Origin of the sequence: Allobosea psychrotolerans (assembly GCF_002917105.1) — a bacterium.
Lineage (GTDB): Bacteria > Pseudomonadota > Alphaproteobacteria > Rhizobiales > Beijerinckiaceae > Allobosea > Allobosea psychrotolerans.
Genome location: NZ_PQFZ01000001.1, coordinates 560,321 through 585,507, shown reverse-complemented (window position 1 = coordinate 585,507; position 25,187 = coordinate 560,321). Strand labels below are relative to the sequence as shown.

Sequence of the window (25,187 nt, the reverse complement as noted above, 5' to 3'; positions counted from 1 at the left end):
CAAAGGCGTTGCAGGATCAAGACGGCGATGTCATCGAAAGATGTGGCTGGCGTAGAGCGCGACGCCGAAGCAGAACAGCGCGATCCCCAACAGGATCCAGCTCGCGCCGGTCGGGTTCTCAAGCGCCGCCTGGGAGGGGTTTGCGGGGTCGTAATGCACCTCGACCTCGGCTCCCGCCGGATAGCGGTCGACGAGCTTCTCCGCACTGCCTTGCGAGCCCGAGATCTGCATGCCGAGCGCGATCTGGCGGCTGCTGAAGCTGTGGCCGCGAACCTGATAGGTGAATTCGACGACCGGCGCATAGCTCGTGCGGGTCCGGCCGTCTTCCGTGGTGCTGCGCTGCTCGACGCGGCTCTCGGTGACCCGTCCCGACACCACCGGCCAGGCATTGGCGCGGGCCAGATGGCGGCGATAGGCGAGGAAGAACAGCAGCGCCGCGCAGCCGAAGCCGAAGGCGAACAGCATCACCGGCACCTCGGCCTGCGGCATGCTCGCCTGCAGCGTCTGCTGCCCTTGCGTGAACGCCCAGTATCCGCCCCCGCCCAGCAGCGCCAGCACCAGGAGAACCGCGCCGCAGCCCTTGACCGCGCCCTTGGGCGCATCCCGCTCCAGCACGCAGTTCTCGGGATCGGCGGGGTCGTAATACACCGTCACGGCCGTGCCGACCGGGTAGCGTGCCAGCGCCTCCTCGGCGAAGGGCCCGCTGATGTCGCCGATGCTGAGCCTCCCGCCTTGATAGCTCCGCCCGCCGACCGAGAAGCTGTAAGCGACGGCGGGAATGTTGATGATGGTGGCGTCCTCGCCCACCCCGGAGCGGCGGGTCGCCATGCGCGAACTCGTTATCCGCCCCTGCGCGGGAAGCCAGCTCTTGGCCCGGCGCAGCTGGATCGCCTTATGTGCGACCATCGCGAGAACCATGACCGCCATCGGAAGAGCGATCAGCCCGATCGTGCCCAGCGTCGTATTGGGAACAGGCAGCCTCTCCAGCCAGCTATCGGGCAGATTGGTGACCAGGAAGATCAGCGCGACCGAGGCGATGACCGCCGCGATCGCCCAGACCGGCGGCTCGCCCGCCGCCTCGGCCGCTTTCTTCGGCGACAATTGGCGCAGCCACGCCCGGTCGCGGCGCCAGCCCAGCTCGCCACGCAGCGCCGCCAGCAGGATCGTCTTCAATGTCGCGGCATCGACCGGGTCGGGGGCGGTGAAGCGATCCTTGCCGTCATGATAGCTCAGCCGGAACGAGCCGTCGCCGTTCAGGAAGGCTTCGACATCACCGTCATCGTCGCCGAGATTGACGAACCAGTCGGGGTCGCCGCCATGCCCGTCGATGGCGGCGGTGATATCGGCAGGTTTCGGCGCCTCGATGATGCGGCCGTTGAGTTCGAGTTCCATCGCAGGCCTCCGCCATCGCGGAGACGAGCATGAGCCCGCAATTCCCGGCTATCAAGCCAAGATGACGTTACGTCGCCGTGGTTGAACTCTGCCCTGGCCGCCAGACCAGCAACCGCTTCTCCACCAGCGTCACCAGCGCATCGATCGCGATCACGAAGATCGCCAGGATCAGCATGCCGGAGAACACGCCGGTGACGTCGAAGACGCTCTCGGCCTCGTGGATCTTGTAGCCCAGGCCCGCCGAGGAGCCGAGATATTCACCGACCACCGCGCCGACCAGAGCAAAGCCCACCGAAGTGTGCAGCGAGGAGAACATCCAGGTCAGCGCAGAAGGCCAATAGACATGGCGGAAGAGCTGGCGCTCGTTCATGCCGAGCATGCGGGCGTTCGCCAGCACGGTCGGTGAAACCTCGCGCACGCCTTGGTAGACGTTGAAGAAGACGATGAAGAAGACCAGCGTGAAGCCGAGCGCCACCTTCGACCAGATGCCGAGCCCGAACCAGAGCGCGAAGATCGGCGCCAGCACGACGCGCGGCAAGGCGTTCGCCGCCTTGATATAGGGGTCGAACACCGCAGCAAGCAACTCCTGCCGCGCGAAGGTGAAGCCGAAGAAGATGCCCGCGGCCGAACCGATGACGAAAGCGAGCACGGTCTCGGTCAGCGTGATGCCGAGATGCCAGTAAATGTCGGGCCCGATCAGCTGGTTGAAGGTCCGCCCCAGCACGGCGGCGGGCGTCGAGAAGAAGAACTGGATCGTCTTGACCTCGCCGAACAGCGGATAGGCGGTGACGACGTGCCAGATCAGCAGGAAGACGACCATGACCAGCGCCTGCAGGCCAAGCAGCTTGGCGCGGTTCATGGCGAGGCTCCTTCGACCAGCGCTTTGTCCTCGACCAGTTCCCGGCCATCGCCCATCGCATAGGCCTTCTGCACCTCGACCCTGAGCGAGGCCCAGATGTCGCGATGGATCTCGTGGAAGGCTTTTTCCAGCCGGATCTCGGCGATGTCGCGCGGGCGCGGCAGCGGCACGCGGTAATCGGCGACGATGCCGGCTGCAGGCCCTGCCGACATCACGACGACGCGGTCGGAGAGCGAGATCGCCTCCTCCAGGTCATGCGTCACGAAGATCAGCGCCTTGCGGTCCTTCGACCAGAGATCGAGCAGGAGATTGCCCATGATCTGCCGGGTCTGCGCGTCGAGCGGGCCGAAAGGCTCGTCCATCAACAGGATTTCCGGGTTGCGGATCAACATCTGCGCGAGGCTGACACGCTTGCGCTGGCCGCCTGAAAGCATATGCGGATAGCGATCGACGAAGGCGCGCAAGCCCACCCGACCGAGCCATTCGCGTGCCCGGGCATCAGCCTGCGCGTCGGAAACGCCCATCGGCTCCAGCGCGACCTTGACGTTGTCTAGCGCCGTCTTCCACGGCATCAGCGCGTCGGCCTGAAAGAGATAGCCGGCCCGGCGGTTCAGGCCCGAGAGCGGCTTGCCGAAGATGCCGACCGTGCCGGCCGAGGGCACGAGCAGGCCCGCCGCCGCGTTGAGCAGGGTCGACTTGCCGCAGCCGGTTGGTCCGACGACCGAAACGAACTCGCCCGCCGCAACCGAGAGGTTGATCCCGGTGACCGCCTTGTAGCGCTTGCCGCCATCGATGTGGAAGGTGATGTCGAGCCCGCTGAGGGCGACCGCAGGCGACATCTCGCCTGCTCCCGCATCGCGCTGCGGGGGGTGGTGCAACTCCATGAAATCCGTTTCCCCGTCGGCCTGGCGCACCGATCCGCGCTCGCCGCTCATGCCTTGATCTTTGCGGCCAAGACCTTGACCTTTGCTGCTAAGACTATGCGATCCCCCGGAGAAGGCAAAGTCGTCCTTCGGCGAAGCAGACCGCTCGTCGCACCGGCCTGCGGTTGCATAACCTTGTGGTAGACGCGATAAGCCGGCGCCTCCCGCCGGAAAGATCGCGCTCGCCATGGCCCAACTCGAACTCTGGATGCAAGCGCTCGTCGAGTTCATGCGGGCCCATCAGGAATGGGCGATCCCGATCGTCTTCCTGGTCGCTTTCTGTGAATGCGTCGCGGTTTTGTCCTGGCTCGTGCCGGCAACCGTGTTCTTCACCGCCTTTGGAGCCGCGGCAGGCGCGTCGGGCCTGAACCTGATCCCGCTCGCAGCCGCCGCCTCGGCCGGAGCGGGCTGCGGCTTCTGGATCTCGTATTGGGCGGGCCTCGTGCTTGGCCCCCGCGTCGACCATCACTGGCCGTTCACCAAGAACCCCGAGCTTTTGGCGCGCGGCCATGCCTTCTTCGAGAAATGGGGTGTCGCCAGCATCCTGATCGGCCATTTTTTCGGGCCGCTGCGCGCCGTCATCGCGATCGTCGCCGGCATCGTGCAGATGCCGTTCTGGCCTTTCCAGATCGCCAACTGGATCGCCTCGACCGTCTGGGGTTTCGCGCTGCTTTACGGAGCCGGGCGCCTCGCCGAGTTCATGACGAAATAGCGCAGGCGGCGGTAAGCAAGCGCCGATTTCCCGGGATCGGAAACCCGGCCCCGAAACACTGCAATTGGCTGAATGCGCCATTCAGCGCGGGTTCACGCCGTCCGGCGCGATATGGCGGCGTCACGTCGGCGCCCGCCACCAAGCGGTTCGACGCCGCCGTGATACGTTGGACCGGCCTCAAGCCGGCAGCGTCGTCTGGCGAAGGGCCCGGCCTGCGTCAGATGCGACAATCCGGGCCGAACACTGAGGTCCATGACATGACGATCTCCCGTTTCCTGATCCCCCTCGCCGCGCTCGCTCTGACCGCCGGCCAGGGCTTCGCGCAGACGGCGACGCAGCCCGCGACGCCTGCAAAGCCGACCGCCCCGGTCACCGCGCCGGCAGCTCCCGCGGCTCAGCCCGCCAAGCCGATAGCGACGCAGCCCGCCCAGACCAAGAAGATCAACATCAACACGGCAACCGCCGCCGAACTCGACACGCTGAAGGGCATCGGCGAGGCCCGCTCCAAGAAGATCATCGAGGAGCGCGCCAAGGCGAAGTTCAAGGACTTCGCCGATCTGGTGAAGCGCAACGTGCTGCCCTCCAATGTCGAAGCCGACATCAAGGACAAGATCACCTTCTGAGCTGGCTTCCGCATTAGTACGGCCATCCAGACGCAAAGAGGCTCGGCGGTACGTCGCCGGGCCTTTTTGCTGTCGGGATAAGCCCGTCAGCTGCGGATCAAGCCAGCGATGACTGCGGCCATCAGCCCGAAGCACAGCCCCAGCACGATGCGCGTCAGGGTCTGCGAGTCGAGCAGCTTCAGAACCGTCATGTCGCTCTCCTCTGTCATGTCGAAATTCTTTACGTCGAAACTCTTGGCCTCTCGGAAATTCTTGGCCTCTCGGAAATTCTTGGCCTCTCGGAAATCTTTGGCCTCTCGAAGGCCGCGAGCCTTGCGGCTCAGCTCGGAAACGCTCCGACGAGAATGCCCGCCATGGCGCTCAGGATCAGGGCAACGGCGAGCACCAGCAGGACAGGCTTGCCGAGGAAACCCTGACGCGCCTCGACGGGCGTCTCGACCGCGGGATCAGCATCGGAATGATCGTCGGCCCGCATCGGTGGAACTCGACCGCCATCCTGCAGCCCTTCGGATTGCGCCTTGGCGCGTTCCTCTGTGTCGGTCGTCATCTCTCGTCTCCTTCTCCCCAGCCGCGATTGCCACTGGCGGATCAATCGGGCAGCAGGCCGACGAAGGTGTTGGCGAGCAGTGCGACCACGAGGCCGCCGAGCAGCGCGATCAGCAATGGCCAATTCGGTCCGCCTTCCTGCTGAAGGACATCGCCTGGGTCGGCCTCGGTTTCGCGCAACTGCCTGTCGCGCTCGCGGATGGCCCGTTCGCTGGAATCCCAATTCCGTGCCATGCCCGTGCCCCGGTTGATCCTGCTAGCCATGAAAACGCACTGAGCGCGCCTCGGTTCCGCCCGATATGGCAACCCGCGCTCCGGAACGAAAAAGGCGGACGCATCGCTGCGCCCGCCTTCTTGGAAAATCAGGATTATCTCAACCTTGCCAAGACCTTCCGCTGAGATTCGGAATCAAGTCGGCAAGGCCTTGAATCAGCATGTCAGCAAGCTGGCAGATGCCAGATCGGGTCTCGGTCTTGTCGACCAGAGCCTTGGCCTTGATCCCAAAGGCCCGGCGTGAGCCGGGCCGTCGCGGAAGAAGAGGATCAGTTCTTGGTCTTGTCGACCAGGGCTTTGGCCTTGATCCAGGGCATCATGTCGCGCAGCTTCGCGCCGACTTCCTCGATCGGGTGAGCGGCCATGCGGGCGCGGGTCGCCTTGAACGAGGTCTGGTTGACCTTGTTTTCCAGCATCCAGTCGCGGGTGAACTTGCCCGACTGGATGTCGGTCAGCACGCGCTTCATCTCGGCCTTTGTCTCAGGCGTGATGATGCGCGGGCCGGTGACGTACTCGCCATACTCGGCCGTGTTCGAGATCGAGTAGTTCATGTTCGCGATGCCGCCCTCATAGATCAGGTCGACGATCAGCTTCACCTCGTGCAGGCACTCGAAATAGGCCATCTCAGGGGCATAGCCGGCCTCGGTCAGCGTCTCGTAGCCGGCCTTGATCAATTCGACGATGCCGCCGCAGAGCACGACCTGCTCGCCGAAGAGATCGGTCTCGCACTCTTCCTTGAAGGTCGTCTCGATGATGCCGGCGCGGCCGCCGCCATTGGCGCTGGCGTAGCTGAGGCCGAGGTCATGGGCGTTGCCGGTCGCGTCCTGGTGGATCGCGATCAGGGTCGGCACGCCGCCGCCACGCTGATATTCCGAACGCACCGTGTGGCCGGGGCCCTTGGGGGCGACCATCAGGACGTCGAGGTCCTTGCGCGGCTCGATCAGGTTGAAATGGACGTTGAGGCCATGCGCGAACAGAAGGGCAGCGCCCTCCTTCATGTTGCCGTGCAGTTCGTCGCGATAGATGTCGCCCTGCAATTCGTCGGGGGTCAGCATCATCATGACGTCGGAAACCTTGGCGGCCTCGGACGGGGTCATCACCTTGAAGCCGGCCTCTTCGGCCTTCCTGCGCGTCGCCGAGCCGGCCTTGAGCGCGATAATGACGTCCTTGACGCCGGAATCGCGCAGGTTCAGCGCGTGGGCATGGCCCTGCGAGCCGTAGCCCACGATGCAGACCTTCTTGCCCTTGATCAGATTGATGTCCGCATCACGATCGTAATAAACGCGCATTGGGTGTCTCCTTTTGTCACGCGTTGGTCTTATCCAGGCCCGGATCGTTTTTCGCCGTGCCGTAGAGGGTGAGAAACTGTTCGGTCGCGCGCTCCGCATCGCGCTCTATCTCGGCCTGTCCGAGCGTCAGCGCATCGCCCAGCAACAGCCGGATCTGTACGTCGCGGCCGACGAGACCCAGAAAACTGCGAAACGCCGTCTCGGTGTCGTCATAGGCCAGGAGGCCGGCCTCACGCCCCGCATCGAGGACCGGCTTCAGGCGCTCGCCGATCGCAAAGCGCCCATTGGCGAGCACGATGGCACCGAGATTGCCGGCCCGCGAGCCCGCCTGGCTGATGGCGATGCGGTTCAGGGCGACCGAAGTCGAGCTCGAGATCACGCTAAGCCAGTTCGCGGCGAAGCGCGTCAGGCTGTCGCGCAGGCCAAGCGCATTGAGCGTCTGCCTGTCATAATTGCCCGCCCGGACTTTTGATGCCTGCCACTGTACGGTCGCCGTCAGCAAACCGTCGCGGTCTCCGAACCATTTGTAGAGCGTTTCCTTCGAACAGCTCGCACGGCGGGCAACCGCCGTCATGGTCAGATGATCGCCCTTCTCCACCATCAGCCCCAGCACGGCGTCGAGCACGGCCTGCTGGCGCGCGGTCGGGCCTTCCTGCTGTGCGTCGATGGGACTGGCCATGAAAGGAGCTACGCTTGCGTACCGTACGTTACGGTTCTGCCGTCTACAGGAGCGGACACGGCGATGCAAGCGGCTTGGTTCACTCCCGCGGATTTTCCTTGGCCGCGTGCGGGACCCGGGCTACCCGTCCCGCGAAGCGCTTTCGCCTGATCTTAGAGTATTTCCGCGTTTCTCCGAATCGCGGAAATACTCTACCTCCTTGTTTTATCGCATTTTCTTCACGCGAACCGGTGCCCACTTCGCTCGAAAATGCTCTAGGAGATGCCCGTGAAACTGCCCTCCGCAGCGGAGATTGTCGCCTTCTGGCGCGAAGCCGGTCCGGATAAATGGTTCACCAAGGACGCGGCCTTCGACGCCGAAATCCACCGCCGCTTCCTGGCGACGCATGAGGCTGCAGCGGCCGGCAAGCTGACCGATTGGGAGACGACGCCCGAAGGCGTCTACGCATTGCTGATCCTGCTCGACCAGTTTCCGCGCAACCTGTTTCGCGGCAGCCCGCGCGCCTTCGCCACCGACGCCATGGCGCTCGGCATCGCCGAGCGCGCAGTCGCCAGGGGCTTCGACCGCGCCTTCGCGCCGCCCGAAAGCCGCTTCATCTACATGCCGTTCATGCATGCCGAGGATCTCGTGCATCAGGAGCGCTGCGTCGCGCTCTGCACAGCCTCGGACGATCCCGAGGGGGTGAAATTCGCCGAGATCCATCGCGACATCATCCGTGATTTCGGCCGCTTTCCGCATCGCAATCCGGTGCTGGAAAGGCAGACGACGACGGACGAACAGGCCTTCCTCAGCGAAGGCGGCTTCAGCGGCTGAAGCTGACATCACACCCGTCGCGGCGAGTTAGAGCATCGCGAGCTCCGGGTTTTCGCATGCGCAATGCTCTCACCTCTTGGACTCGATCGCGTCGCATTCGAACGTTTCCATGCAAATGCGACATGATCTGGGACGCGATCAGGCTGCGGCGGCCTCGCGATGGGCCTGAGCCAACTCGGCGAGGCTCTTGAAGTGGAAGTTCACCTTCGGCTGGTGTTCAGGCAGCGGGGTCGCGCCGCTGCCGGTCTTGCCGAAGCGCCGGTCGATCCAGGCGCAAGCCAGCCCCGCCTCCCCGGCCGGCACATGGTCATGGTAGAGGCTCTGCGCCGTATGCAGCACCGCGCTCGGGCCAAAGCCCAGATCGGCCGCGAGATGTTCGAGCAGATAGGCGAAGTTGCGCGGATCGGGCTTGTACGAGCCAACATCCTCGGCGGTGTAGATGCCGTCGAAGCTCACGCCGAGTTTCCTGTTGCTGGCCGCAAAGCTTTGGCGGTCGACATTCGACAGGATGACGAGCCGGTAGTGCCGCTTGAGATAGGCGAGCGCTTCGGCGGAGTCCGGAAAGGCCGGCCAGTCCGGCACGGACGCACCGAAGCGTTCGTTCAGATCGGCATGGATGCGCACGCCGAGATCCTTGGCGAAGCGCGCATGAATCACGGAGAGCAGCGTCGAATAGCGCAGAGACGGCGTCGCCTGTTCCTGCTCGCTCTCATAGCGCCCGAAACGGGCGAGCGCCTCCTCGCGCCCCAGGTCGAGTTGCCCGGCGCTCAACAGCGGCTGCAGCGCATTCCAGATCCCGGTTTCCCAGTCGATCAGCGTCCCATAGCAATCGAATGTCAGAACCTTGAACTCGGTCAGCTTCATCGAAAGGCCTCCTCACACGGCATCATGAAGCTTGAATTTAGCGGGGCCCTGCAAGGCTGTGATGAGGCGAAGCTCCGAACGAGTTGACCGAAGATGCGATCCTCGACTCAGTTCCCTGCCCGGTTGCGGCCAGCGGCACGGAATTCCGACGGCGTGAGGCCGAAGCGCCGCTTGAACTGCCGGTTGAAGGACGAGGCGTTCTGATAGCCCAATCCGTAGGCGATCTCCGATATCGGCGTGGACGTGCCGACCAACGCGTCGACGGCCCTCTCGAACAGCTGGCTGAGCTGCAATTGCTTCGGCGACTGGCCCGTCGTCGTACGAAACAGGGCATGGAACTGGCTTTGGCCGAGGCCGGCCATCCGGGCCATCTCCGCCACGCTCGCCGTCTGCGCATCCGCCGCGACGCCAAGGACACGGTGCTCGGACCGCGACCAGGGCCGCGGCCGCCTGCTCGGCTCGATGAGCTGCAGCCCCGCCAGCGCCAGGTGGGCGGCATCATGCGCCCGGCATGCGCCAGCTTCGACCTCGGCCCCGAGTTGGCGGAACATCCGCCACAGCCAGGGCTCGATCCGCGTGAGCGACGGACTCGCATTGCACAGCAAAGCCGGTATCGCCTCGCCGGCGAGCGCCGCCGTTTCCACGTCGAGGACGAGCATGCTGCAATCCGAGCTCGGCACGAAGTCGTGCTCACAGTCCTGCGGGACGATCGCGACGCAATTGCTCGAGACGATGCCGGAGCGCCCCTCGATATCGAGCTTCATGGCGCCATGCATCGGCAGCAGGATCTGGCTGAAGTCGTGGCGATGGCGGTCGCCGGAGCTATAGCTTCGGATTTCGAGATGGACCGACATCGCGTCCTCATGCGCCCGGGATCATGCCGTCCATTAGCCGCCAACGGCCGCAAGCGAGCAAGAGCAGAGTGCTCATCGCCGGATGCCCGGACAACCTCTAGCCGCCCATCTGCTGGCTCGCGATCCGCTGCAGGAAGATCGCCGCGATCGTCAGGATGAAGCCGACCCACCACAGCGGCGAGCGCAGGCTCTTGCCGCTGCCGGGAGCCTCAGGCTCCGCCTTGCCGTTCATGCGCTGGATGATCGGCCAGGCGAAGCAGGAGAAGCCCACGATGCCGAGGCCAAGGGCAACCATGTTCAAGGTTTCGGGAGGCATCGTTACATCGCATCCGGGCCACGGCTCATCGCCGCGATGCCGGTGCGCGAAACCTCGGTCAGGCCGACCGCCGTCATCAGCTTGATGAAGCGCTCGATCTCGTCGGTCGATCCCGTCAGTTCGAAGACGAAGGAGGTCAGCGAGGCGTCGAGCGTGCGTGCGCCGAAGGCTGCAGCCAGGCGCATCGCCTCGACCCGGTGTTCGCCCTTGCCGACGACCTTGACCAAGGCAAGTTCGCGCTCCAGCGCCTCGCCCTGCAGGGTCAGGTCGACGACACGATGGACGGGCACCAGCCGGTCGAGATGCGCCTTGATCTGGTCGATGATGTGGGCCGTGCCCGACGTCACCACCGTGATCCGCGAGATGTGCTTGTCGTGCTCGGTCTCCGAGACCGTGAGGCTTTCGATGTTGTAGCCGCGGCCCGAGAACAGGCCCGCGATGCGGGCGAGCACACCGGGCTCATTGTCGACGATCACAGCAAGCGTGTGCCGGGCGGTGGGCTCGGTCTTGGGAGCGTTGGGATAATGCGTGGCGGATTTGGACATCGGACAACCTGTGAGCGTCGCGGAAGGAAACAGGGATTAGGATTGGCGGAGATCGATCAGGGCAGGCTCATCGACTTCGTCCTGATCGAGGATCCAGGGCTCTACGAGAGCAGCCTTGAGCCAGTCGCAATAAGCGGGATGCGCCAGCACGACGTCGCAGTAATCCTGGCATAGTGAATCCACCGCGATCCCGTAGGTGTCGAGGCGGGTCGCCACCGGAGCGAACATCGCGTCCGCGGCACAGAACTCGCCATAGAGATAGGGGCCGCCAGCCGGCATGCCGAAACGCTCGCGCGCAGCGCGCCAGAGCGCGTTGATGCGGGCGACATCCCTGGCGACCTGCGCGCCCCGGTCGCGGCTGGCGAAGCGCTTGCCGAGATTCATCGGGCAGGCACTGCGAAGCGCCATGAAGCCGGCATGCATCTCGCTGACAGTCGCCCGGGCATGGGCGCGCGCCGCAGCATCGCGCGGCCAGATACCGAGCGTGGGATGCTTCTCGTGCAGATATTCGAAAATCGCCAGCGTTTCCCAGACGGCGACCTCGCCATCGATCAGCATCGGCACGGTCCCGCCGCTGCCGGGCGCGTGAGCCAAGATCGCTTCCTTGAAGCCGGGCTGGTCGAGCGGGATGAGCACCTCCTCGAAGGCGATGCCCTTGGCGCGCATCAACAGCCAGGCGCGCAGCGACCAGGACGAATAGCACTTGTTGCCGATGAGGAGCTTCATGCCGCGGCACTCGCGCTCTCAGCCAACGCGTCGAGCGCCGCCTCGACATGCAGCGCCGTGGTGTCGAACACCGGAATGGCGAAATCGGCCTGGGAGACCAGCAGCGTGATCTCGGTGCAGCCGAGAATGACGCCGTCGGCGCCCTGCCCTGCCGCCTCCGCGACGATATCGAGATAGCGCGCCTTGGAGGCTGGCTCGATCACGCCGCGGCACAGCTCCTCATAGATGATGCGGTGGACATCGCTGCGCTGCGCGGCATCGGGCACCATCGCATCGACGCCGAAGGCGCGCAGGCGGTCGCGGTAGAAATCCTGCTCCATGGTGAAGCGCGTCGCCAACAGCAGCGGCCGCCGCGACGGGCTGCGCTTGATCGCCTTGGCGGTGACGTCGGCCAGGTGCAGGAACGGCACGCGCGTCGCCCCGGTGATCCAGTCGGCCAGCTTGTGCATGGTATTGGTGCACAAGACGATGCAGCCGGCGCCGGCCTGCTCGAGCCGCCTGGCGCTGTCGGCCAGCACGTCGCCGGCCGCCTCCCAGTCGCCCCTCGCCTGCATCTCGGCAATCGGCCCGAAATCCAGCGAATGCAGCATGATATCGGCGGAATGCAACCCGCCCAGGCGCGCGCGCACGCCCTCGTTGAGCAAGCGGTAATACACCGCCGTCGATTCCCAGCTCATGCCGCCGATCAGGCCGATTGTCGTCATGTGATGCTCCACAACGGCAATAGGCAGTGGGCAATAGGCAGTCGGACGCCACCCCATTCCCCTACTGCCTACTGCCCGCTCAAACGAGCTGCTTGCCCTTGGCGTCGATGATCTCGCCGGTGTCGCCTTCGAAATCGGGCAGGATCATCTCGTTATGCGCCTTGCCGGACGGGATCATCGGGAAGCAGTTCTCTTCCTTGGCGACGAGGCAGTCGAAGATCACGGGCTTGGGCGTGTCGATCATCTCCATGATCGCGTCGTCAAGCGAGGCGGGATCGGAGCAGCGGATGCCGTGCCCGCCATAGGCTTCGGCGAGCTTCACGAAATCGGGCAGAGATTGCGAATAGCTCTCCGAATAGCGCCCGCCATGCAGCAATTCCTGCCACTGGCGCACCATGCCCATATACTCGTTGTTGAGGATGAAGATCTTGACCGGCAGCCGATACTGCACTGCCGTCGACATCTCCTGGATGTTCATCAGGATCGAAGCCTCGCCGGCGACGTCGATGACGAGGGCCTTGGGATGCTTCATCTGCACGCCGATCGCAGCCGGCAAGCCATAGCCCATCGTACCCAGGCCGCCCGAGGTCATCCAGCGGTTCGGCTCCTGGAACTGGAGATACTGCGCCGCCCACATCTGGTGCTGCCCGACCTCGGTCGTGATGTAGGTGTCGCGGTCCTTGGTCAGCGCATGCAGCCGTTCGAGCGCGTATTGCGGTTTGATGATCGAGGACGAGTTCTTGTAGGCGAGGCTTTTGCGCGCCCGCCAGCCCTCGATCTGTGTCCACCAGGCGGTCAGCGCGGTCTTGTCGATCTGGGGCGAGGTCTCGCGCCAGATCCGGACCATGTCCTCCAGCACATGGGCGCAATCGCCGACGATGCCGATATCGACCTTGACGTTCTTGTTGATCGAAGACCGGTCGATATCGACATGGATCTTCTTCGAGCGCGGCGAGAAGGCGTCGAGCCGGCCGGTGATACGGTCGTCGAAGCGTGCGCCGATATTGATCATGACGTCGCAGTCATGCATCGCGAGGTTGGCCTCATAGGTGCCGTGCATGCCCAGCATGCCGAGCCATTGCCGGTCGGCGGCGGGATAGGCGCCAAGCCCCATCAATGTCGAGGTGACGGGATAGCCGGTCAGCCGCGCGAGTTCGCGCAGCAGCGCCGAAGCGTGCGGCCCCGAATTGATCACGCCACCGCCGGTGTAGAACACCGGGCGCTTCGCCTTGGCGATCAGTTCGACCGCGGCCTTGATCTGGTTCAGATCGCCCTTGACCGTCGGTCGGTAGGTCTTGTGCTGGTTGTCGCGCGGGCGGCTATAGGCGCCCGTCGCGAACTGGATGTCCTTGGGGATGTCGATGACGACGGGACCCGGGCGGCCATTAGCGGCGACATAGAAGGCCTCGTGCAGGACGCGCGGCAGGTCAGCGATGCTCTTCACCAGGTAGTTGTGCTTGGTGCAGGAGCGCGTGATCCCGACCGTGTCGCATTCCTGAAAGGCGTCGGAGCCGATCAGATGGGTCGGAACCTGGCCGGTGATGACGACGATCGGGATCGAATCCAGCAGCGCGTCGGTCAGCCCGGTGACGGCGTTGGTCGCGCCGGGACCGGAGGTGACGAGCACGCAGCCGACCTTGCCTGCAGAGGAACGTGCATAGCCCTCAGCCGCATGGACCGCGCCCTGCTCGTGGCGGACGAGGACATGCTTGACCTTGTCCTGCTGGAACAGCGCGTCATAGATCGGCAGCACCGCACCGCCGGGATAGCCGAACAGATGTTCGACGCCCTGGTCCTGAAGCGCGCGGACGACCATTTCGGCTCCGGTCATCATCTCGCTCATAACGATCTCCTGCGGCAGCTATGTTGAGGTCGGTCGGGGGAAAGCGGGCAATAAAAAAGGCCCTCTGAGGGGCCTGGACGTGCGCTGGCGTCGGGGACGCGCGGTTTGTTGAAACCGGCCCCTACCAGCGCACCCGTACGATAATAAGCTTGCGCATCGCGCTTCCACCCTTTGCAGATATTGCCGGACGCTAGCTGAGGCGCTGCGCCCGGTCAAGCGGCAACGCGAACCGCCTCCCCGCGGTCGCGCGAGCGGGACTGCGCCACCCTCGCCGCCAACCGCGAAAATCAATTGACCGAAGGGAACACTTTTTCAAGGACGCGTTGATAGCGTCCGCCGACTTGGATTCGGGAACGCCATGTATCAGGAAGTCCACACCGAGAACATCGTGGCGCGGGCCCATGCGAAGGAGATCGCCGAGCTTCTGCACCGCTTCGCGCGGCATGCCCAGGATGAAGGCGGCGCGCCGCATGAAGCGTTCTGCGACGAGGTTCTGCCGCGCTTCGGTGAGGATGTGATGGTGCTCGCCCGCACAGAGGACGGCGACTACACCTATGTCCATTACGGCCGCGAGATCACGCGCTATGCCGGCGGCAGCCGGCTCGGCGAGCGCATCTCCAGCATGACGCCCCAGGTCGCCCGCTTCACCGCCGCCTGCTACGACCAGGCGCTCTGGGACGGCAAGCCGGCCTATACCGTCCATCGCTCGCTCAAGACGGTTCGCGTCTGCCTGTGGGAGCGGCTGGTGATGCCGACCACGGCACGCAATGGCGAGCGCTTCCTCATCGTCTTCAGCCGACCCCTGCAGTTCCACGAGGAGCTTCTCACCACTGTCCTGGAGACGTCGCCCTCCGGCATCGTGGCGCTGCGGGTCATGCGCGACGACCAGGGCGACATCACCCGCACGCTGATCATCACTGCCAATCAGCGCGCGGCGGTGATCGCGGGTCGGGGCGACGAGAACCTGCACGATACCGATGCGCGAGAGAGCCTGCCCTTCCTCGCCGACGCCATGATCTGGCGACGCTGCCTCTACGCCATCGAACTGCGCCGCAGCGACATGATCGAGACCTCCTTCAGCCATGACGGCAAGGTCACCTGGCTGCAGATCGCCATCGCACCGCTCGGCGACGGGCTGGTGATGACGATGACCGACGTTTCCGAATTGATGGTCGCCAACCAGACCCTGCAGAGCCGGGCAGCGACGTTGGCGCTCGAGATCGGCCGCGAACGCGCGACCCGCCGGGCCCTGTCGCAGGAGATCGGCCAGCGCGAGGAGCGCGAGCAGGAATTGAGGCGCCTGGCCGAGACCGACCCGCTGACGGCGCTGTTGAATCGGCGCTCCTTCATCGAGAAGGCCAACGATGCCATCGCGGCCTGCGATGCGAGCGGTGACGACACCTCCCTGATCATCGTCGACCTAGACCATTTCAAGAGCGTCAATGACAGCCACGGCCACGCCGCCGGCGATGCCGTGATCCGCGCCTTCGCCGATCTGTTGCTCGGCGCGGTCCGCTCGGACCGCGACCTCGTCGGCCGCTTCGGCGGCGAGGAATTCGCCGTCTTCCTGCCTCGTGCCAATGCAGCGACGGCGCAGCGCATGGCGCAGCGCATGCAGCACACGCTCGAAACCAGGCGCTTGCCGGTGTCGGAGACGCTGGCCCTGCAGGTTTCGGCGAGCTTCGGCATCGCCACGCGGCAGAAGGGCGAAAACTTCACCACCTTCATCGAGCGCGCCGACCGCGCGCTTTACCGCGCCAAGAACGATGGCCGCGACTGCATCAGGCTGGCCGAGCCCGCCCTCGTCACCGCGGCCGCAGCCGCGGCCTGAACCTTAGGACGCGGCCTCGATCGTCTGCAGGGCAGCATCCAGCGCTGCGTTCGGCGCGACCGCCGTCCATCCCGCCATCTGATGCCGGAACCAGGTCACCTGCCGCTTGGCATAGGCGCGCGTATCGGCCTGGCCACGCGCGATCGCCTCCGCCAACGGCAGATCGCCGTCGAGATGGGCGATCAGCCCCGGCACGCCATGGGCGCGCATCACCGGCAAGAGCGGGTCGAGCCGGCGCTCGCGCAGGCGCGCGACCTCGTCCAGCGCGCCTTCGGCCATCATCGCCTCGAAGCGCCGGTCGATCCGCGCGCGGATCTCCTCACGATCGGGCGCCACGAAGAGGCGCAGCAGCGGCAGGCCGTCGAGCGGACCCGGCCGGCGGTCGCCCTGGAAACTCGCCAGCGAACGCCCCGTCGCCTCCAGCACCTCCAGCGCCCGCATGGTCCGCATCCGGTCGCTCGGCCGCAACCGCTCCGCCATGGCTGGATCGCGCGCCCGGAGCTCATCATACAAGGCAACCGTCTCCAGCTCATCGACGCGGGCGCGGAACGCCATCCGCACGGCCTCCGGCACAGGCGGAATCGCCGAAAACCCTTCGGTCAGCGCCTTGAAATAGAGCCCGGTTCCGCCGACCAGCACCGGTAGCGAGCCGGCCTGCTGGAGCTCGGCCAGCAGCGCGCCGGTCTCGGCGGCGTAACGCATCGCCGAATAGTTCTCCGCGCCGTCGACATGGCCATAGAGCCGATGCGGCACGGACGCCTCCTCGGCTTGCGTCGGGCGCGCCGTGATGATCCGGAGATCGGCATAGACCTGCATGGAGTCGGCATTGACCACGGTGCCGCCACAGCGTCGCGCGATCGCCATCGCCAGCGCGGACTTGCCGCTGGCCGTCGGACCTGCGATGAGCACCGCCCTGATCGTCACCCTGCCCGGTCCTTCCACATGCTCGTCGCCACGCTCGTTTCCGCCCATGGCCAGGCGCTGGTCGATGACAGCTTGCTGAGCCATCTCTTCGCGACCATTCCAGGCCTTGCGCGCAGCGTGCGCCTCGACGGCGAGATCGCCGCCGACGTCTTCGCGGAAGCGGACGACGCGCGCAAGCTCGAAGCCGAGATCCGCCTCGCGCTCGCTGGAGGCGCCATCGATATCGTCGTCCAGCCGGAAGCGACGCGGCGCAAGGCGCTGTTCCTCGCCGATATGGATTCGACCATGATCGGGCAGGAGTGCATCGACGAGCTCGCCGCCTATGTCGGCCTCAAGGAGAAGGTCTCCGGCATCACCGAGCGTGCCATGCGCGGCGAGATCGCCTTCGAGCCGGCCCTGCGCGAGCGCGTCGCCTTGCTGAAGGGCGTGCCGCTTTCGGTCGTCGGCGAGATCATCACTGACCGCATCACCCTGACGCCGGGCGGATCGGCCCTCGTGCGCACCATGCGCGCCCATGGCGGCTACACCGCGCTGGTCTCGGGCGGCTTCACCGTCTTCACCGGGCCGATCAGCGCGACGATCGGCTTCGACGAGCACCGTTCCAATGTCCTGCTCGCGCATGAGGGCGTGCTGACCGGCGAGGTCGCCGACCCGATCCTCGGCAAGCAGGCCAAGCTCGATGCGCTGCTGGAACTGCGCGGGCGTCTTGACCTCTCACCGGCACAGACACTCGCCGTCGGAGACGGCGCCAATGACCTCGCCATGCTGGGCGAGGCGGGCCTGGGCGCAGCCTTCCGCGCCAAGCCCGCAGTCGCCGCCGCCGCCCATGCGAGGCTCGACCACGCCGATCTGACGGCGCTGCTCTATGCCCAGGGCTATACAGGCGCAGAGATCGTGCGGGCCTAGCTGGACGCGTCATTCTCGGGCCGGGCGAAGGCTGGACCCGAGAATCTCCTGCGAGAGATGCTCGGGTCAAGCCCGAGCATGATCTGCTTCGCAGATCAGTTGATCAGTTCATCGACACCGCGACGAAGCGGACCTCGCCCTGTGCGTTCGAGACCAGGAGCAGGGCGGACTTCTTGCCGTCTTTCTTCAAGGCCTCGAGACGCTTGGTCACGTCCTCAGGCGAGTTCACCGGCTCCTGGCCGACCTCGACGATCAATTCGCCGACCGAGATGCGCTTGTCGGCGGCGTTCGAATTCGGGTCGACCTTGGTGATGATGACGCCCTTCGTGCCTTCCTTGATCGCGTAGCGCTTCTTCAGCTCCTCGGTCTGCGGCGAGAATTCGAGGCCGAGCGCGCTGGTCACGGCGGGCTTGGCCGGTTCGGTCTGCGAGCGTGCCGAGGCGGGCTGGACCTTCTCGCCATCCTCGAGGCGACCGAGCTTGACGGTCTTCACCAATTCCTTGCCCTTGCGCACGATGCTGACCGGCACATCCTTGCCGACCGGGGTGGCGGCGACGATGCGCGGCAGATCGCGCGAGTCCTTGACGTCCTTGCCGTCGAACTTGACGACCACGTCTCCGACCTCGAGGCCCGCGGGCTTGGCCGGCCCCTTGTCGTCGATGCCGGCGATGAGCGCGCCGCGCGCCGTGCCAAGGCCGAGCGCCTCCGCAGTGGCGTCATCGACGCTCTGGATGCGCACGCCGAGCCAGCCGCGGCGCGTCTCGCCGAATTCGCGCAATTGCTCGACGACATTGGCCGCAAGCGAGGACGGCACGGCGAAGCCGATGCCGACCGAACCACCCGTCGGCGAAAGGATCGCCGTGTTGATGCCGATGACCTCGCCCGCCATGTTGAACAGGGGCCCGCCGGAATTGCCCTTGTTGATGGCAGCGTCGGTCTGGATATAGGTGTCGTAGGGTCCCTGGCTGATGTCGCGGTTGCGCGCCGAGATGATGCCCGACGACACCGAGCCGCCCAGCGCGAACGGATTGCCGATCGCCATCACCGGATCGCCGATGCGCATCGCGTCGGAATCACCGAACTTGACCGCCGGCAGCGGCTTGTCGTGCTTCACCCGCAGCACTGCAAGATCGACCTTGGCGTCCTTGCCGATGACCTCGGCCTTGAGACGCAGCCCGTCGGGAAAGATCACCGTGATCTCGTTGGCGTCGCCGATGACGTGGTTGTTCGTCACGACGATGCCCGACGCGTCGATCACGAAGCCCGAGCCTGCCGATTGCGAACGGCGCGGCTGTGGCGCCTGGCGCTCGCCCTGCTGGTTCTGGCCGTCGCGGCCCTGGCCGCGCCGGTTGAAGAATTCCTCGAACAGGTCGCCGAAGGGCGTGTCGGGGCCGAGCTGCGGCAGTTGCGGCAGGGTGCGGCCCTTGGCGTCTCCCGTCGTCACCGCCGAGATGTTGACCACCGCGGGCATGACCTTGTCGACGAGATCGGCCAGCGAAACCTGGCCCGCCAGCACGGGCGAATTCGCCTGCGCGGGAACCAAAGCGGCGCCCAGCGGCAGCAGAGCCGTGCTGCAGACCAACGCGATCCGGGCGAGCCGAAGAGGAGACTGTTTGAATGCCATCAGGGTCCTCATGAGAAGAATGGGCAGGCAATCAGCCTGCCAGAATAGGCCCAAGTAATGAACCTGAAAATACGGCGGAAGCACGATGCAGCGTGAATCGCGGTGCACGATCGCGTCATCGGACGCCCAGTGCCGCTGCGGCCAGGCTTGCGGAGAGCGCCGCCGCGCCTGAGCCAGCGGGAGGCCAGCTGACGCAAGGGCATAAACGCAGCGTTGAACCGCGGTCCGTCCGCCGCACAGGCGCGGCCTAAACGCCGCCGCGCGCCAGCCAGACCAGGATCACGCCGAGCACGGCGGAGCCGATTCCGATCAACCGCATGCGGTCGACCGGTGTCTCGGCTGCGCTGCGCAAGGCATCCTTGGCGAGGTTCGGCACAGCCGCGAACAGAATGCCCTCGATGGCGAAAACCAGGCCGAGCGCCGCGATGAAATCCCACATACGCGGCGCCCGGGTTCGAATCAGGGCCGCGCCGGCGCGGCCGGCACGGTCGTCGTCGCATCCCGCTGAGCTTGCGGCCCATTGAAGAAGCGGAAGAACGGGGTATCGGGCGAGAGCACCATGCGCGTATCGCCCGGCTTGATGCTGGCCTCATAGGCCTGCATCGAACGATAGAACGCGAAGAACTCCGGATCCTTGCCGAAGGCTTCGGCGAAGACGCGGTTGCGCTCGCCTTCGCCCTCGCCGCGAACCTCGTCCGAACGGCGCTGCGCCTCGGCGACGATCACGGTCGAATCCCTGTCGGCACGCGCCCTGATCTCCTGCGCCTGCTGGGCGCCGAGTGCGCGGGCTTCGGCCGCCTCGCGCTGACGTTCCGTCTGCATGCGCTGGAACACGGCTTGCGAGTTGGCCGCCGGCAGATCGACGCGGCGCAGGCGGACATCGACGACGGTCATGCCAAAGCGCTCCGCCTCGCGGTTCACATCGTCACGAATACGGCTCATCAACCGCGAACGGTCGGTACGGACCATGGCGGTGAAACTCGCCTCAGCCAGCACGCTGCGGACATTGCCGTTGACGATCGAGGCCAGCTGCGAGTTGGCGCGCGGGATGCTGTTGACCGCCTGATAGAACTTCAGCGGATCGGAGATCCGGTAGCGTGTGAAGGCATCGACGACGAGCCGCTTCTGGTCGGAGGCGATGATTTCCTGCGACGGCAAGTCCAGGTCGAGGATGCGGTTGTCGAGGAAGGTCACCGTCTCGAACGGCGCCGGCAGCTTGAAATAAAGCCCGGGTGCGGTCGCGATGGTGCGCACCCGCCCGAACTGCAGCACGATGGCCGATTGCGTCTGCTGCACGACGAAGGTGCCGGCATAGAGCAGGACCGCGGCGAGGCCGACGAGGATGAGCGCACCAACGCGCAGGATCGAACCGTTCATCGGACCGCTCCTCCCTGCTGAGCGCCCGGCGCCGTGCGCCGCTGCTGGAGTTCGTTGAGGGGCAGATAGGGCACAACGCCCTGGCTGCCATTCTTCTGGTCGATGATCACCTTGTCGGTGCCGCCGAGCACGCGCTCCATCGTCTCGATGAAGAGGCGCTCGCGAGTCACGGCCGGCGCATTCTTGTACTGCGCATAGACCGCATTGAAACGGCTCGCCTGACCCAGCGCTTCCGCCACCGTCTGGTCCTTATAGGCTTCGGCCGACTGGATCAGCTGCGCCGAACGGCCGCGCGCTTCCGGCACGACGCGATTGGCATAGGTCTGCGCTTCGTTGCGCAGGCGCTCCTGGTCGGCGCGTGCCGCCTGGACGTCGCGGAACGAATCGATGACCTGCTGCGGCGGATCGACCTTCTGCATCTGCACGAGGCGGATCTGAACGCCCGCCTTGTAGCTGTCCAGCGTCTGCTGCATCAAATGGCGCACCTCGGTCTCGATCGCGCCACGATCGGTGGTGAGCACCGGCTGGATGTTGCGGCGGCCGACGACTTCGCGCATCGCGCTCTCGGCGACGGCCTTCACCGTGCCCGGCGGATCCTGGATATTGAAGACGTAGTTCTCGGGCGCGACGGGGTCGATCTGCCACTGCACGATGACGTCGACATCGACGATGTTCTCGTCGCCGGTCAGCATCAGGCTCTCTTCGATCACGTCGGTCTGGCGCGAGGTGCGCACCGATTCGACCGTGCGGAAGCCGACCTCGGTGGTGACGACATTGGTCACCTGAGGCTTGATCACGCCGCCGATCGGATAGGGCCAGTTCCAGTTGGCGCCTTCGCCGGTCTTGCCGATATATTTGCCGAAGACGGTGTTGAGGCCGACCTCGTTGGGACGCACGAAATAGACGCCGCTCGCAAGCCAGACCAGCACCAGGACGAGCAGGCCGAGAACGAGGCCGCGCCCGCCGACATTGCCGCCCGGCAGCAAATTCTTGAGCCGGTCCTGGCTGCGCCGCAGGATCTCTTCCAGATCGGGCGGCGAACCGCCGCCGCTGCCGCCGCCATTCGAGCCGCCGCCCCAGGGGCCGCCACCGCCGCTTCCACCGCGATTGCCCCAGGGTCCGCCCCCGCCGCCACCGCTCCCACTACCGCCGCTCTGGTTGCTCCAAGGCATACTTGCGCCGTTCCCTTACGCTCGTGTCAGGCCGTGCAATAGGCGAATGCCGGCCATTTGTCAGCGCCCTTGCGGGGCCGTGGCGCTGACTTGGGCATGGGCCATGGATTCGTCAACGGCGCAAGTCATTCATCGTCAACGGAAAGCCGGCTCATCGCGGCGGCGAAAGGTCGCGAAGGTGAAGGCGTGCTCATCATCGGGACCGTGGGGATGGTCTTCGCGCGCGACGACTTCGAAGGCAGCGCGATTCCACTCCGGGAAAACCGCATCGCCCTGCGGCGCCGCATGCACGAAGGTCAGTTCGAGCCGGTCCGCGAAAGGCAGGGCCTGACCATAGATCTCCGTGCCGCCGCCGATGATGACTGAATGCGCGCCCATCGCGCGGCCCAGGCTCTGGGCGAGCTCGAGCGCTCCGTCAAGTGAATGCGCGACATGCACGCCCTCAGTGCTGAAATGGGCATCGCGCGTCAGCACGATCGTCTCGCGTCCCGGCAGCGGCTTGCCGATCGAGAGATAGGTCTTGCGCCCCATGATGATCGGGCAACCCGTCGTCAGGCGGCGGAACCGCCGCATGTCGGTCTTCAGTCGCCAGATCAGCTTGTTGTCGTCGCCGATGACATTGTTGTCGGCGATGGCTGCGACAATCACGAGGGGAAGCGCTGGCATCGTCTCAGCCCCCCTGCCCCAACCGCGCCAAAGCCTCGCCTTCGAGCCGCTTCACCGTCCATTCGCCCTGCGCGGTGGCCCCGATCGAGCGATAGAACACCCGCGACGGCTCGTTCCAGTTCAGCACCCACCAGGCCAGGCGCGGCAACCCCTCCTCGACGCAGCGCCTGGCGAGATGCGCGATCAGCCCCTTGCCGATGCCGCGCCCGCGCTGACCGGGCCGCACATAGAGATCCTCCAGCCAGATGCCATGCCGACCCGAGAAGGTGGAATAGGTGTAGAACCAGACCGCGAAGCCGACCGGCTCGCCCTCCCACTCCGCTATGTCGCAGAATGTGCGCGGGTTCGGGCCAAACAGCGCCAAGGCGATGTCGGCTTCCGTCGCCGCGACCTCATGCAGCAGCTTCTCGTATTCGGCCAGTTCCCTGATGAAACCGAGGACGAGGCCGGCCTCGTCTGGACGGGCGGGACGGATGGTCAAGCTCATACCGCGATCGGCGCCTTGATCGCCGGGTGCGGATCGTAGCCTTCGATGAGCACGTCCGCGAAGGTGAAATCCTCCAGCCGCTTCACATCCGGGTTGAGCGTCAGCTTCGGCAGGGCGCGCAGCTCTCGCGTCAATTGCAGCCGGGCCTGATCGACATGGTTCATATAAAGATGGGTGTCGCCGAAGGAATGGACGAAATCGCCCACCGCCAGCCCGGTCACCTGCGCCACCATATGCGTCAGCAGCGCGTAGCTCGCGATGTTGAAGGGCACGCCAAGCAGGACATCGGCCGAGCGCTGGTAGAGCTGGCAGGAGAGCTTGCCGTTCAGGACGAAGAACTGGAACAGGCAGTGGCAGGGCGCCAGCGCCATCTTCGGGATGTCGACCGGATTCCAGGCTGAGATGATCAATCGGCGCGAATCCGGGTTGCGCCGGATCTCGCTGACCAGCCAGGCGATCTGGTCGATCGTCGTGCCGTCGGGCGCGGGCCATGAGCGCCATTGCCTTCCATAGACGGGGCCGAGATCTCCATTCTCGTCAGCCCATTCATCCCAGATCGTGACGCCGTTCTCCTGCAGGTAGCGCACATTGGTGTCGCCGCGCAGGAACCAGATCAATTCGTGGATGATCGACTTCAGATGCAGCTTCTTGGTCGTGACGAGCGGAAAGCCCTCCGCGAGGTCGAAGCGCATCTGATGGCCGAACACCGCAAAGGTGCCGGTGCCGGTGCGGTCGTCCTTGCGGACGCCTTCGGTCAGGACGCGATTGAGCAGGTCGTGATATTGGCGCATGGCGAATCTCGTGAGGCCAGACAGTTTAGCCGCTTTGCGTCAGGCGCGCCGCACCGTCATCAGCGACTGTCCCAAGCTTTCTCGGCATGGCCTTCTGCCCGGCTTGCCCCATCCGGCACCCTCCCGAACCGGCTTCGCCATCGCTATGCCGGAACAAAGCCATGAAGCCGTGTTTCACTCCTGAAAACAGCATTAGAAAGTTAGGGACAAGGCAATGCCGCTTTATCGCGCTGCGTCAGCCTGGGCGCTCGCAGGTACGTTTATGTTGCAGGCGGGCATCGCTGCCGCCCAGCCGGCTGCCCCGAATCAACCCGGAGAGCCCGGCATCTCGATGACTGAAGCCCGTCGCATCGCCATCGACAACGGCATGGTGCGGATCGAGGAGGTCGAGCTTGAGGACTGCCTCTGGCAGCTCAATGGCAGCGACAATCTCGGCGCCGACATCGAGATCGACCTGCGCGCCAGCGACGGCAAGGTCGTCAAAGTCGAGCGCAACGACCCGCTCTCCGCCGCCGCACCGCATTGAGTGTAAAGGCCTCCGCGCGACGTTCCCGCTCACGAGATCGGGAAACGACGTGAACCGTGAGCACCCCAGCTGCCTTCAGGCCGGCCACAATTCCAGGGATCTATTCGCCTCGATCGATGGGGCGTCGCCGGAGACCGGCATTGGAGGCATATGATGAATTTTCGCGGCCGGATGACCGGATTGGCGCTGCTGAGCGCGGTTATGACGATGCCGGGGCCAGCTTTGTCGATGACGTCGAATCAGCCCCCTCCCGGCGAGCCGGCGCTGCTCTCCGAGCATGGCGCGCGCCAGGTCGCCTGGCGTTTCGGCATCGTTCATGTCGAAGAGATCGCGCGTTGCGGCAGTCGCTGGGAGATCGCCGGGCGCGACCGTGACGGGAACGAAACCATGCTCGATATCAGCGCTTATGACGGCCGGATTCTCGACTGAAGCGAAGCCTTGGGAAATTAAGCCGGCATGGTTCGCGTTCCTCTCTTTCCCCGCGCCTCCGCAGCCCCTATATTCGCTGTGCCGATCGCAAGACCGGCTATGGCGATAAACGGACGTCGTAATAAGCTTTTCGGACCCGGGGGCGGTACCCGGCGCCTCCACCACAGCCCTGCGGCGCAAGCTTTGGGGCGGCCTGCGGGATCTTGGACCGCGGGCTCGCCAGGTCACTCAGGTGGCAGGGTTGCGGCGGGGGCGAAATAGGATCGACGAGAGTGTAAAGGCCGTTCTTTTGCCCGGTATGGTTCCGCCGTTATAGGGCTAACGCATAGTTGCCAACGACAACAATGCTCGGGTTGCTGTCGCCGCGTAAGCGGTGCTGGTTCCCAAACCTAAGTCCTTCCGTTTAGCGACGTAAGGCGGGGCTCGGAGGCGCCTGGCAACAGAAGCCTCCACTTCTTTATGCAGGCCTGCCGGCTGTTCCCGCCGGAAGCGC

Annotated in this window: 29 protein-coding genes and 1 other RNA gene; 8 read left to right on the top strand and 22 right to left on the bottom strand. The window is 65.2% G+C overall.

Features of this window, described 5'->3' with window-relative positions; translation table 11 throughout:
• Positions 1-30 precede the first annotated feature (30 nt).
• The 3 genes from CYD53_RS02855 to CYD53_RS02845 all read right to left on the bottom strand — a co-directional run bounded on the left by CYD53_RS02855 (position 31) and on the right by CYD53_RS02845 (position 3,090).
• A complete protein-coding gene (locus tag CYD53_RS02855; protein ID WP_103716574.1) occupies positions 31-1,392 on the bottom strand; it encodes a DUF3592 domain-containing protein in 1,362 nt (453 codons plus the stop codon).
• 67 nt (positions 1,393-1,459) lie between these two features.
• Positions 1,460-2,251, bottom strand: a complete 792-nt coding sequence (locus CYD53_RS02850) for an ABC transporter permease (RefSeq protein ID WP_103716573.1) — start codon at positions 2,249-2,251, stop codon at positions 1,460-1,462.
• Positions 2,248-3,090 (bottom strand): ABC transporter ATP-binding protein, encoded by an 843-nt coding sequence (locus tag CYD53_RS02845; RefSeq protein WP_103716686.1) that lies wholly within the window; start codon positions 3,088-3,090, stop codon positions 2,248-2,250. Before CYD53_RS02845 ends, CYD53_RS02850 begins: the two co-directional genes overlap by 4 nt.
• Positions 3,091-3,361: 271 nt before the next feature.
• On the opposite strand from CYD53_RS02845, the gene CYD53_RS02840 reads away from it, so the two are divergent.
• Together CYD53_RS02840 and CYD53_RS02835 are read left to right on the top strand one after the other, a co-directional pair.
• Positions 3,362-3,886, top strand: coding sequence for a DedA family protein (locus CYD53_RS02840; RefSeq protein ID WP_210202275.1), 525 nt, complete (start codon positions 3,362-3,364; stop codon positions 3,884-3,886).
• Between the two features lie 257 nt (positions 3,887-4,143).
• Positions 4,144-4,509 (top strand): ComEA family DNA-binding protein, encoded by a 366-nt coding sequence (locus CYD53_RS02835; RefSeq protein WP_181011685.1) that lies wholly within the window; start codon positions 4,144-4,146, stop codon positions 4,507-4,509.
• Between the two features lie 319 nt (positions 4,510-4,828).
• Here the strand turns inward: CYD53_RS02835 and CYD53_RS02830 are convergent, their stop codons facing one another.
• The 4 genes from CYD53_RS02830 to CYD53_RS02815 form a co-directional block, all read right to left on the bottom strand.
• On the bottom strand, positions 4,829-5,056 hold the full coding sequence (locus CYD53_RS02830; protein WP_103716571.1) for a hypothetical protein: 228 nt from the start codon (positions 5,054-5,056) through the stop codon (positions 4,829-4,831).
• Positions 5,057-5,097: 41 nt separating this feature from the next.
• Complete coding sequence (locus CYD53_RS02825; RefSeq protein WP_103716570.1) at positions 5,098-5,289, bottom strand: hypothetical protein; 192 nt, start codon at positions 5,287-5,289, stop codon at positions 5,098-5,100.
• Between the two features lie 308 nt (positions 5,290-5,597).
• A complete protein-coding gene (gene ilvC, locus CYD53_RS02820) occupies positions 5,598-6,617 on the bottom strand; it encodes a ketol-acid reductoisomerase (RefSeq protein WP_103716569.1) in 1,020 nt (339 codons plus the stop codon).
• A gap of 16 nt (positions 6,618-6,633) precedes the next feature.
• Positions 6,634-7,296, bottom strand: coding sequence for a TetR/AcrR family transcriptional regulator C-terminal domain-containing protein (locus tag CYD53_RS02815; protein ID WP_103716568.1), 663 nt, complete (start codon positions 7,294-7,296; stop codon positions 6,634-6,636).
• Positions 7,297-7,563: 267 nt separating this feature from the next.
• Here CYD53_RS02815 and CYD53_RS02810 point away from each other — a divergent pair, with 267 nt between their 5' ends.
• Positions 7,564-8,109 (top strand): DUF924 family protein, encoded by a 546-nt coding sequence (locus CYD53_RS02810; RefSeq protein ID WP_425428256.1) that lies wholly within the window; start codon positions 7,564-7,566, stop codon positions 8,107-8,109.
• A gap of 138 nt (positions 8,110-8,247) precedes the next feature.
• Here the strand turns inward: CYD53_RS02810 and CYD53_RS02805 are convergent, their stop codons facing one another.
• From CYD53_RS02805 to CYD53_RS02775, 7 genes are all read right to left on the bottom strand, one after another.
• Positions 8,248-8,973 carry a haloacid dehalogenase type II gene (locus CYD53_RS02805; RefSeq protein ID WP_103716566.1) on the bottom strand — a complete coding sequence of 242 codons (726 nt, stop codon included), beginning with the start codon at positions 8,971-8,973 and terminating at the stop codon, positions 8,248-8,250.
• Positions 8,974-9,080: 107 nt separating this feature from the next.
• Positions 9,081-9,827: a helix-turn-helix domain-containing protein gene (locus CYD53_RS02800; protein WP_103716565.1), complete on the bottom strand. Its 747-nt coding sequence runs from the start codon at positions 9,825-9,827 to the stop codon at positions 9,081-9,083.
• Positions 9,828-9,924: 97 nt separating this feature from the next.
• Entirely contained in the window at positions 9,925-10,122 is a 198-nt protein-coding gene (locus CYD53_RS02795) for a hypothetical protein (RefSeq protein ID WP_146055796.1), read from the bottom strand.
• Between the two features lie 23 nt (positions 10,123-10,145).
• Positions 10,146-10,688: an acetolactate synthase small subunit gene (ilvN, locus tag CYD53_RS02790; RefSeq protein ID WP_103716563.1), complete on the bottom strand. Its 543-nt coding sequence runs from the start codon at positions 10,686-10,688 to the stop codon at positions 10,146-10,148.
• 36 nt (positions 10,689-10,724) lie between these two features.
• Complete coding sequence (locus CYD53_RS02785) at positions 10,725-11,414, bottom strand: glutathione S-transferase family protein (protein WP_103716562.1); 690 nt, start codon at positions 11,412-11,414, stop codon at positions 10,725-10,727.
• Positions 11,411-12,118 (bottom strand): aspartate/glutamate racemase family protein, encoded by a 708-nt coding sequence (locus CYD53_RS02780; RefSeq protein WP_103716561.1) that lies wholly within the window; start codon positions 12,116-12,118, stop codon positions 11,411-11,413. The genes CYD53_RS02785 and CYD53_RS02780 overlap by 4 nt, the downstream gene beginning before the upstream one ends.
• Before the next feature lie 79 nt (positions 12,119-12,197).
• On the bottom strand, positions 12,198-13,961 hold the full coding sequence (locus tag CYD53_RS02775; RefSeq protein ID WP_181011684.1) for an acetolactate synthase 3 large subunit: 1,764 nt from the start codon (positions 13,959-13,961) through the stop codon (positions 12,198-12,200).
• 358 nt (positions 13,962-14,319) lie between these two features.
• Between CYD53_RS02775 and CYD53_RS02770 the strand changes: the two genes are divergently transcribed.
• Positions 14,320-15,792, top strand: coding sequence for a GGDEF domain-containing protein (locus CYD53_RS02770; protein ID WP_103716559.1), 1,473 nt, complete (start codon positions 14,320-14,322; stop codon positions 15,790-15,792).
• A 3-nt stretch (positions 15,793-15,795) separates the two neighbouring features.
• Here CYD53_RS02770 and miaA read toward each other — a convergent pair whose 3' ends face one another.
• A complete protein-coding gene (gene miaA / locus CYD53_RS02765) occupies positions 15,796-16,764 on the bottom strand; it encodes a tRNA (adenosine(37)-N6)-dimethylallyltransferase MiaA (protein ID WP_103716558.1) in 969 nt (322 codons plus the stop codon).
• Between miaA and serB the strand changes: the two genes are divergently transcribed.
• On the top strand, positions 16,735-17,622 hold the full coding sequence (gene serB / locus CYD53_RS02760; protein ID WP_103716557.1) for a phosphoserine phosphatase SerB: 888 nt from the start codon (positions 16,735-16,737) through the stop codon (positions 17,620-17,622). The genes miaA and serB overlap by 30 nt on opposite strands.
• 103 nt (positions 17,623-17,725) lie before the next feature.
• On the opposite strand, the gene CYD53_RS02755 is transcribed toward serB, so the two are convergent.
• The 7 genes from CYD53_RS02755 to CYD53_RS02725 all read right to left on the bottom strand — a co-directional run bounded on the left by CYD53_RS02755 (position 17,726) and on the right by CYD53_RS02725 (position 23,739).
• A complete protein-coding gene (locus tag CYD53_RS02755) occupies positions 17,726-19,246 on the bottom strand; it encodes a Do family serine endopeptidase (protein ID WP_245928047.1) in 1,521 nt (506 codons plus the stop codon).
• A gap of 247 nt (positions 19,247-19,493) precedes the next feature.
• Positions 19,494-19,685, bottom strand: coding sequence for a DUF2065 domain-containing protein (locus CYD53_RS02750; RefSeq protein ID WP_103716556.1), 192 nt, complete (start codon positions 19,683-19,685; stop codon positions 19,494-19,496).
• Positions 19,686-19,705: 20 nt separating this feature from the next.
• Positions 19,706-20,623, bottom strand: a complete 918-nt coding sequence (gene hflC / locus CYD53_RS02745; RefSeq protein ID WP_103716555.1) for a protease modulator HflC — start codon at positions 20,621-20,623, stop codon at positions 19,706-19,708.
• A complete protein-coding gene (gene hflK / locus CYD53_RS02740; protein ID WP_103716554.1) occupies positions 20,620-21,795 on the bottom strand; it encodes an FtsH protease activity modulator HflK in 1,176 nt (391 codons plus the stop codon). The genes hflC and hflK overlap by 4 nt, the downstream gene beginning before the upstream one ends.
• Positions 21,796-21,930: 135 nt before the next feature.
• Positions 21,931-22,461, bottom strand: a complete 531-nt coding sequence (locus CYD53_RS02735) for a dihydrofolate reductase (RefSeq protein ID WP_103716553.1) — start codon at positions 22,459-22,461, stop codon at positions 21,931-21,933.
• A 4-nt stretch (positions 22,462-22,465) separates the two neighbouring features.
• Positions 22,466-22,948: a GNAT family N-acetyltransferase gene (locus CYD53_RS02730; RefSeq protein WP_103716552.1), complete on the bottom strand. Its 483-nt coding sequence runs from the start codon at positions 22,946-22,948 to the stop codon at positions 22,466-22,468.
• Positions 22,945-23,739 carry a thymidylate synthase gene (locus CYD53_RS02725; protein ID WP_103716551.1) on the bottom strand — a complete coding sequence of 265 codons (795 nt, stop codon included), beginning with the start codon at positions 23,737-23,739 and terminating at the stop codon, positions 22,945-22,947. Before CYD53_RS02725 ends, CYD53_RS02730 begins: the two co-directional genes overlap by 4 nt.
• A 214-nt stretch (positions 23,740-23,953) precedes the next feature.
• On the opposite strand from CYD53_RS02725, the gene CYD53_RS02720 reads away from it, so the two are divergent.
• From CYD53_RS02720 to ssrA, 3 genes are all read left to right on the top strand, one after another.
• Positions 23,954-24,265 (top strand): PepSY domain-containing protein, encoded by a 312-nt coding sequence (locus tag CYD53_RS02720; RefSeq protein ID WP_103716550.1) that lies wholly within the window; start codon positions 23,954-23,956, stop codon positions 24,263-24,265.
• Positions 24,266-24,418: 153 nt separating this feature from the next.
• On the top strand, positions 24,419-24,694 hold the full coding sequence (locus CYD53_RS02715) for a hypothetical protein (protein ID WP_146055795.1): 276 nt from the start codon (positions 24,419-24,421) through the stop codon (positions 24,692-24,694).
• Positions 24,695-24,735: 41 nt separating this feature from the next.
• Positions 24,736-25,148: a transfer-messenger RNA gene (ssrA, locus tag CYD53_RS02710) on the top strand.
• Positions 25,149-25,187: the final 39 nt, after the last annotated feature.

Coding starts and splice junctions, on each gene's coding strand:
- serB (WP_103716557.1), top strand. CDS start 16,735: ATGCTCGTCGCCACGCTCGTTTCCGCCCATGGCCAGGCGCTGGTCGAT.
- hflC (WP_103716555.1), bottom strand. CDS start 20,623: ATGAACGGTTCGATCCTGCGCGTTGGTGCGCTCATCCTCGTCGGCCTC.
- CYD53_RS02720 (WP_103716550.1), top strand. CDS start 23,954: ATGCCGCTTTATCGCGCTGCGTCAGCCTGGGCGCTCGCAGGTACGTTT.
- CYD53_RS02780 (WP_103716561.1), bottom strand. CDS start 12,118: ATGACGACAATCGGCCTGATCGGCGGCATGAGCTGGGAATCGACGGCG.
- hflK (WP_103716554.1), bottom strand. CDS start 21,795: ATGCCTTGGAGCAACCAGAGCGGCGGTAGTGGGAGCGGTGGCGGCGGG.
- CYD53_RS02755 (WP_245928047.1), bottom strand. CDS start 19,246: ATGGCATTCAAACAGTCTCCTCTTCGGCTCGCCCGGATCGCGTTGGTC.
- CYD53_RS02730 (WP_103716552.1), bottom strand. CDS start 22,948: ATGAGCTTGACCATCCGTCCCGCCCGTCCAGACGAGGCCGGCCTCGTC.
- CYD53_RS02770 (WP_103716559.1), top strand. CDS start 14,320: ATGTATCAGGAAGTCCACACCGAGAACATCGTGGCGCGGGCCCATGCG.
- ilvC (WP_103716569.1), bottom strand. CDS start 6,617: ATGCGCGTTTATTACGATCGTGATGCGGACATCAATCTGATCAAGGGC.
- CYD53_RS02835 (WP_181011685.1), top strand. CDS start 4,144: ATGACGATCTCCCGTTTCCTGATCCCCCTCGCCGCGCTCGCTCTGACC.
- CYD53_RS02845 (WP_103716686.1), bottom strand. CDS start 3,090: ATGTCGCCTGCGGTCGCCCTCAGCGGGCTCGACATCACCTTCCACATC.
- CYD53_RS02735 (WP_103716553.1), bottom strand. CDS start 22,461: ATGCCAGCGCTTCCCCTCGTGATTGTCGCAGCCATCGCCGACAACAAT.
- CYD53_RS02815 (WP_103716568.1), bottom strand. CDS start 7,296: ATGGCCAGTCCCATCGACGCACAGCAGGAAGGCCCGACCGCGCGCCAG.
- CYD53_RS02840 (WP_210202275.1), top strand. CDS start 3,362: ATGGCCCAACTCGAACTCTGGATGCAAGCGCTCGTCGAGTTCATGCGG.
- ilvN (WP_103716563.1), bottom strand. CDS start 10,688: ATGTCCAAATCCGCCACGCATTATCCCAACGCTCCCAAGACCGAGCCC.
- CYD53_RS02830 (WP_103716571.1), bottom strand. CDS start 5,056: ATGACGACCGACACAGAGGAACGCGCCAAGGCGCAATCCGAAGGGCTG.
- CYD53_RS02795 (WP_146055796.1), bottom strand. CDS start 10,122: ATGGTTGCCCTTGGCCTCGGCATCGTGGGCTTCTCCTGCTTCGCCTGG.
- CYD53_RS02785 (WP_103716562.1), bottom strand. CDS start 11,414: ATGAAGCTCCTCATCGGCAACAAGTGCTATTCGTCCTGGTCGCTGCGC.
- CYD53_RS02850 (WP_103716573.1), bottom strand. CDS start 2,251: ATGAACCGCGCCAAGCTGCTTGGCCTGCAGGCGCTGGTCATGGTCGTC.
- CYD53_RS02725 (WP_103716551.1), bottom strand. CDS start 23,739: ATGCGCCAATATCACGACCTGCTCAATCGCGTCCTGACCGAAGGCGTC.
- CYD53_RS02800 (WP_103716565.1), bottom strand. CDS start 9,827: ATGTCGGTCCATCTCGAAATCCGAAGCTATAGCTCCGGCGACCGCCAT.
- CYD53_RS02825 (WP_103716570.1), bottom strand. CDS start 5,289: ATGGCACGGAATTGGGATTCCAGCGAACGGGCCATCCGCGAGCGCGAC.
- CYD53_RS02805 (WP_103716566.1), bottom strand. CDS start 8,973: ATGAAGCTGACCGAGTTCAAGGTTCTGACATTCGATTGCTATGGGACG.
- CYD53_RS02750 (WP_103716556.1), bottom strand. CDS start 19,685: ATGTGGGATTTCATCGCGGCGCTCGGCCTGGTTTTCGCCATCGAGGGC.
- CYD53_RS02855 (WP_103716574.1), bottom strand. CDS start 1,392: ATGGAACTCGAACTCAACGGCCGCATCATCGAGGCGCCGAAACCTGCC.
- CYD53_RS02715 (WP_146055795.1), top strand. CDS start 24,419: ATGAATTTTCGCGGCCGGATGACCGGATTGGCGCTGCTGAGCGCGGTT.
- miaA (WP_103716558.1), bottom strand. CDS start 16,764: ATGGGCGGAAACGAGCGTGGCGACGAGCATGTGGAAGGACCGGGCAGG.
- CYD53_RS02775 (WP_181011684.1), bottom strand. CDS start 13,961: ATGAGCGAGATGATGACCGGAGCCGAAATGGTCGTCCGCGCGCTTCAG.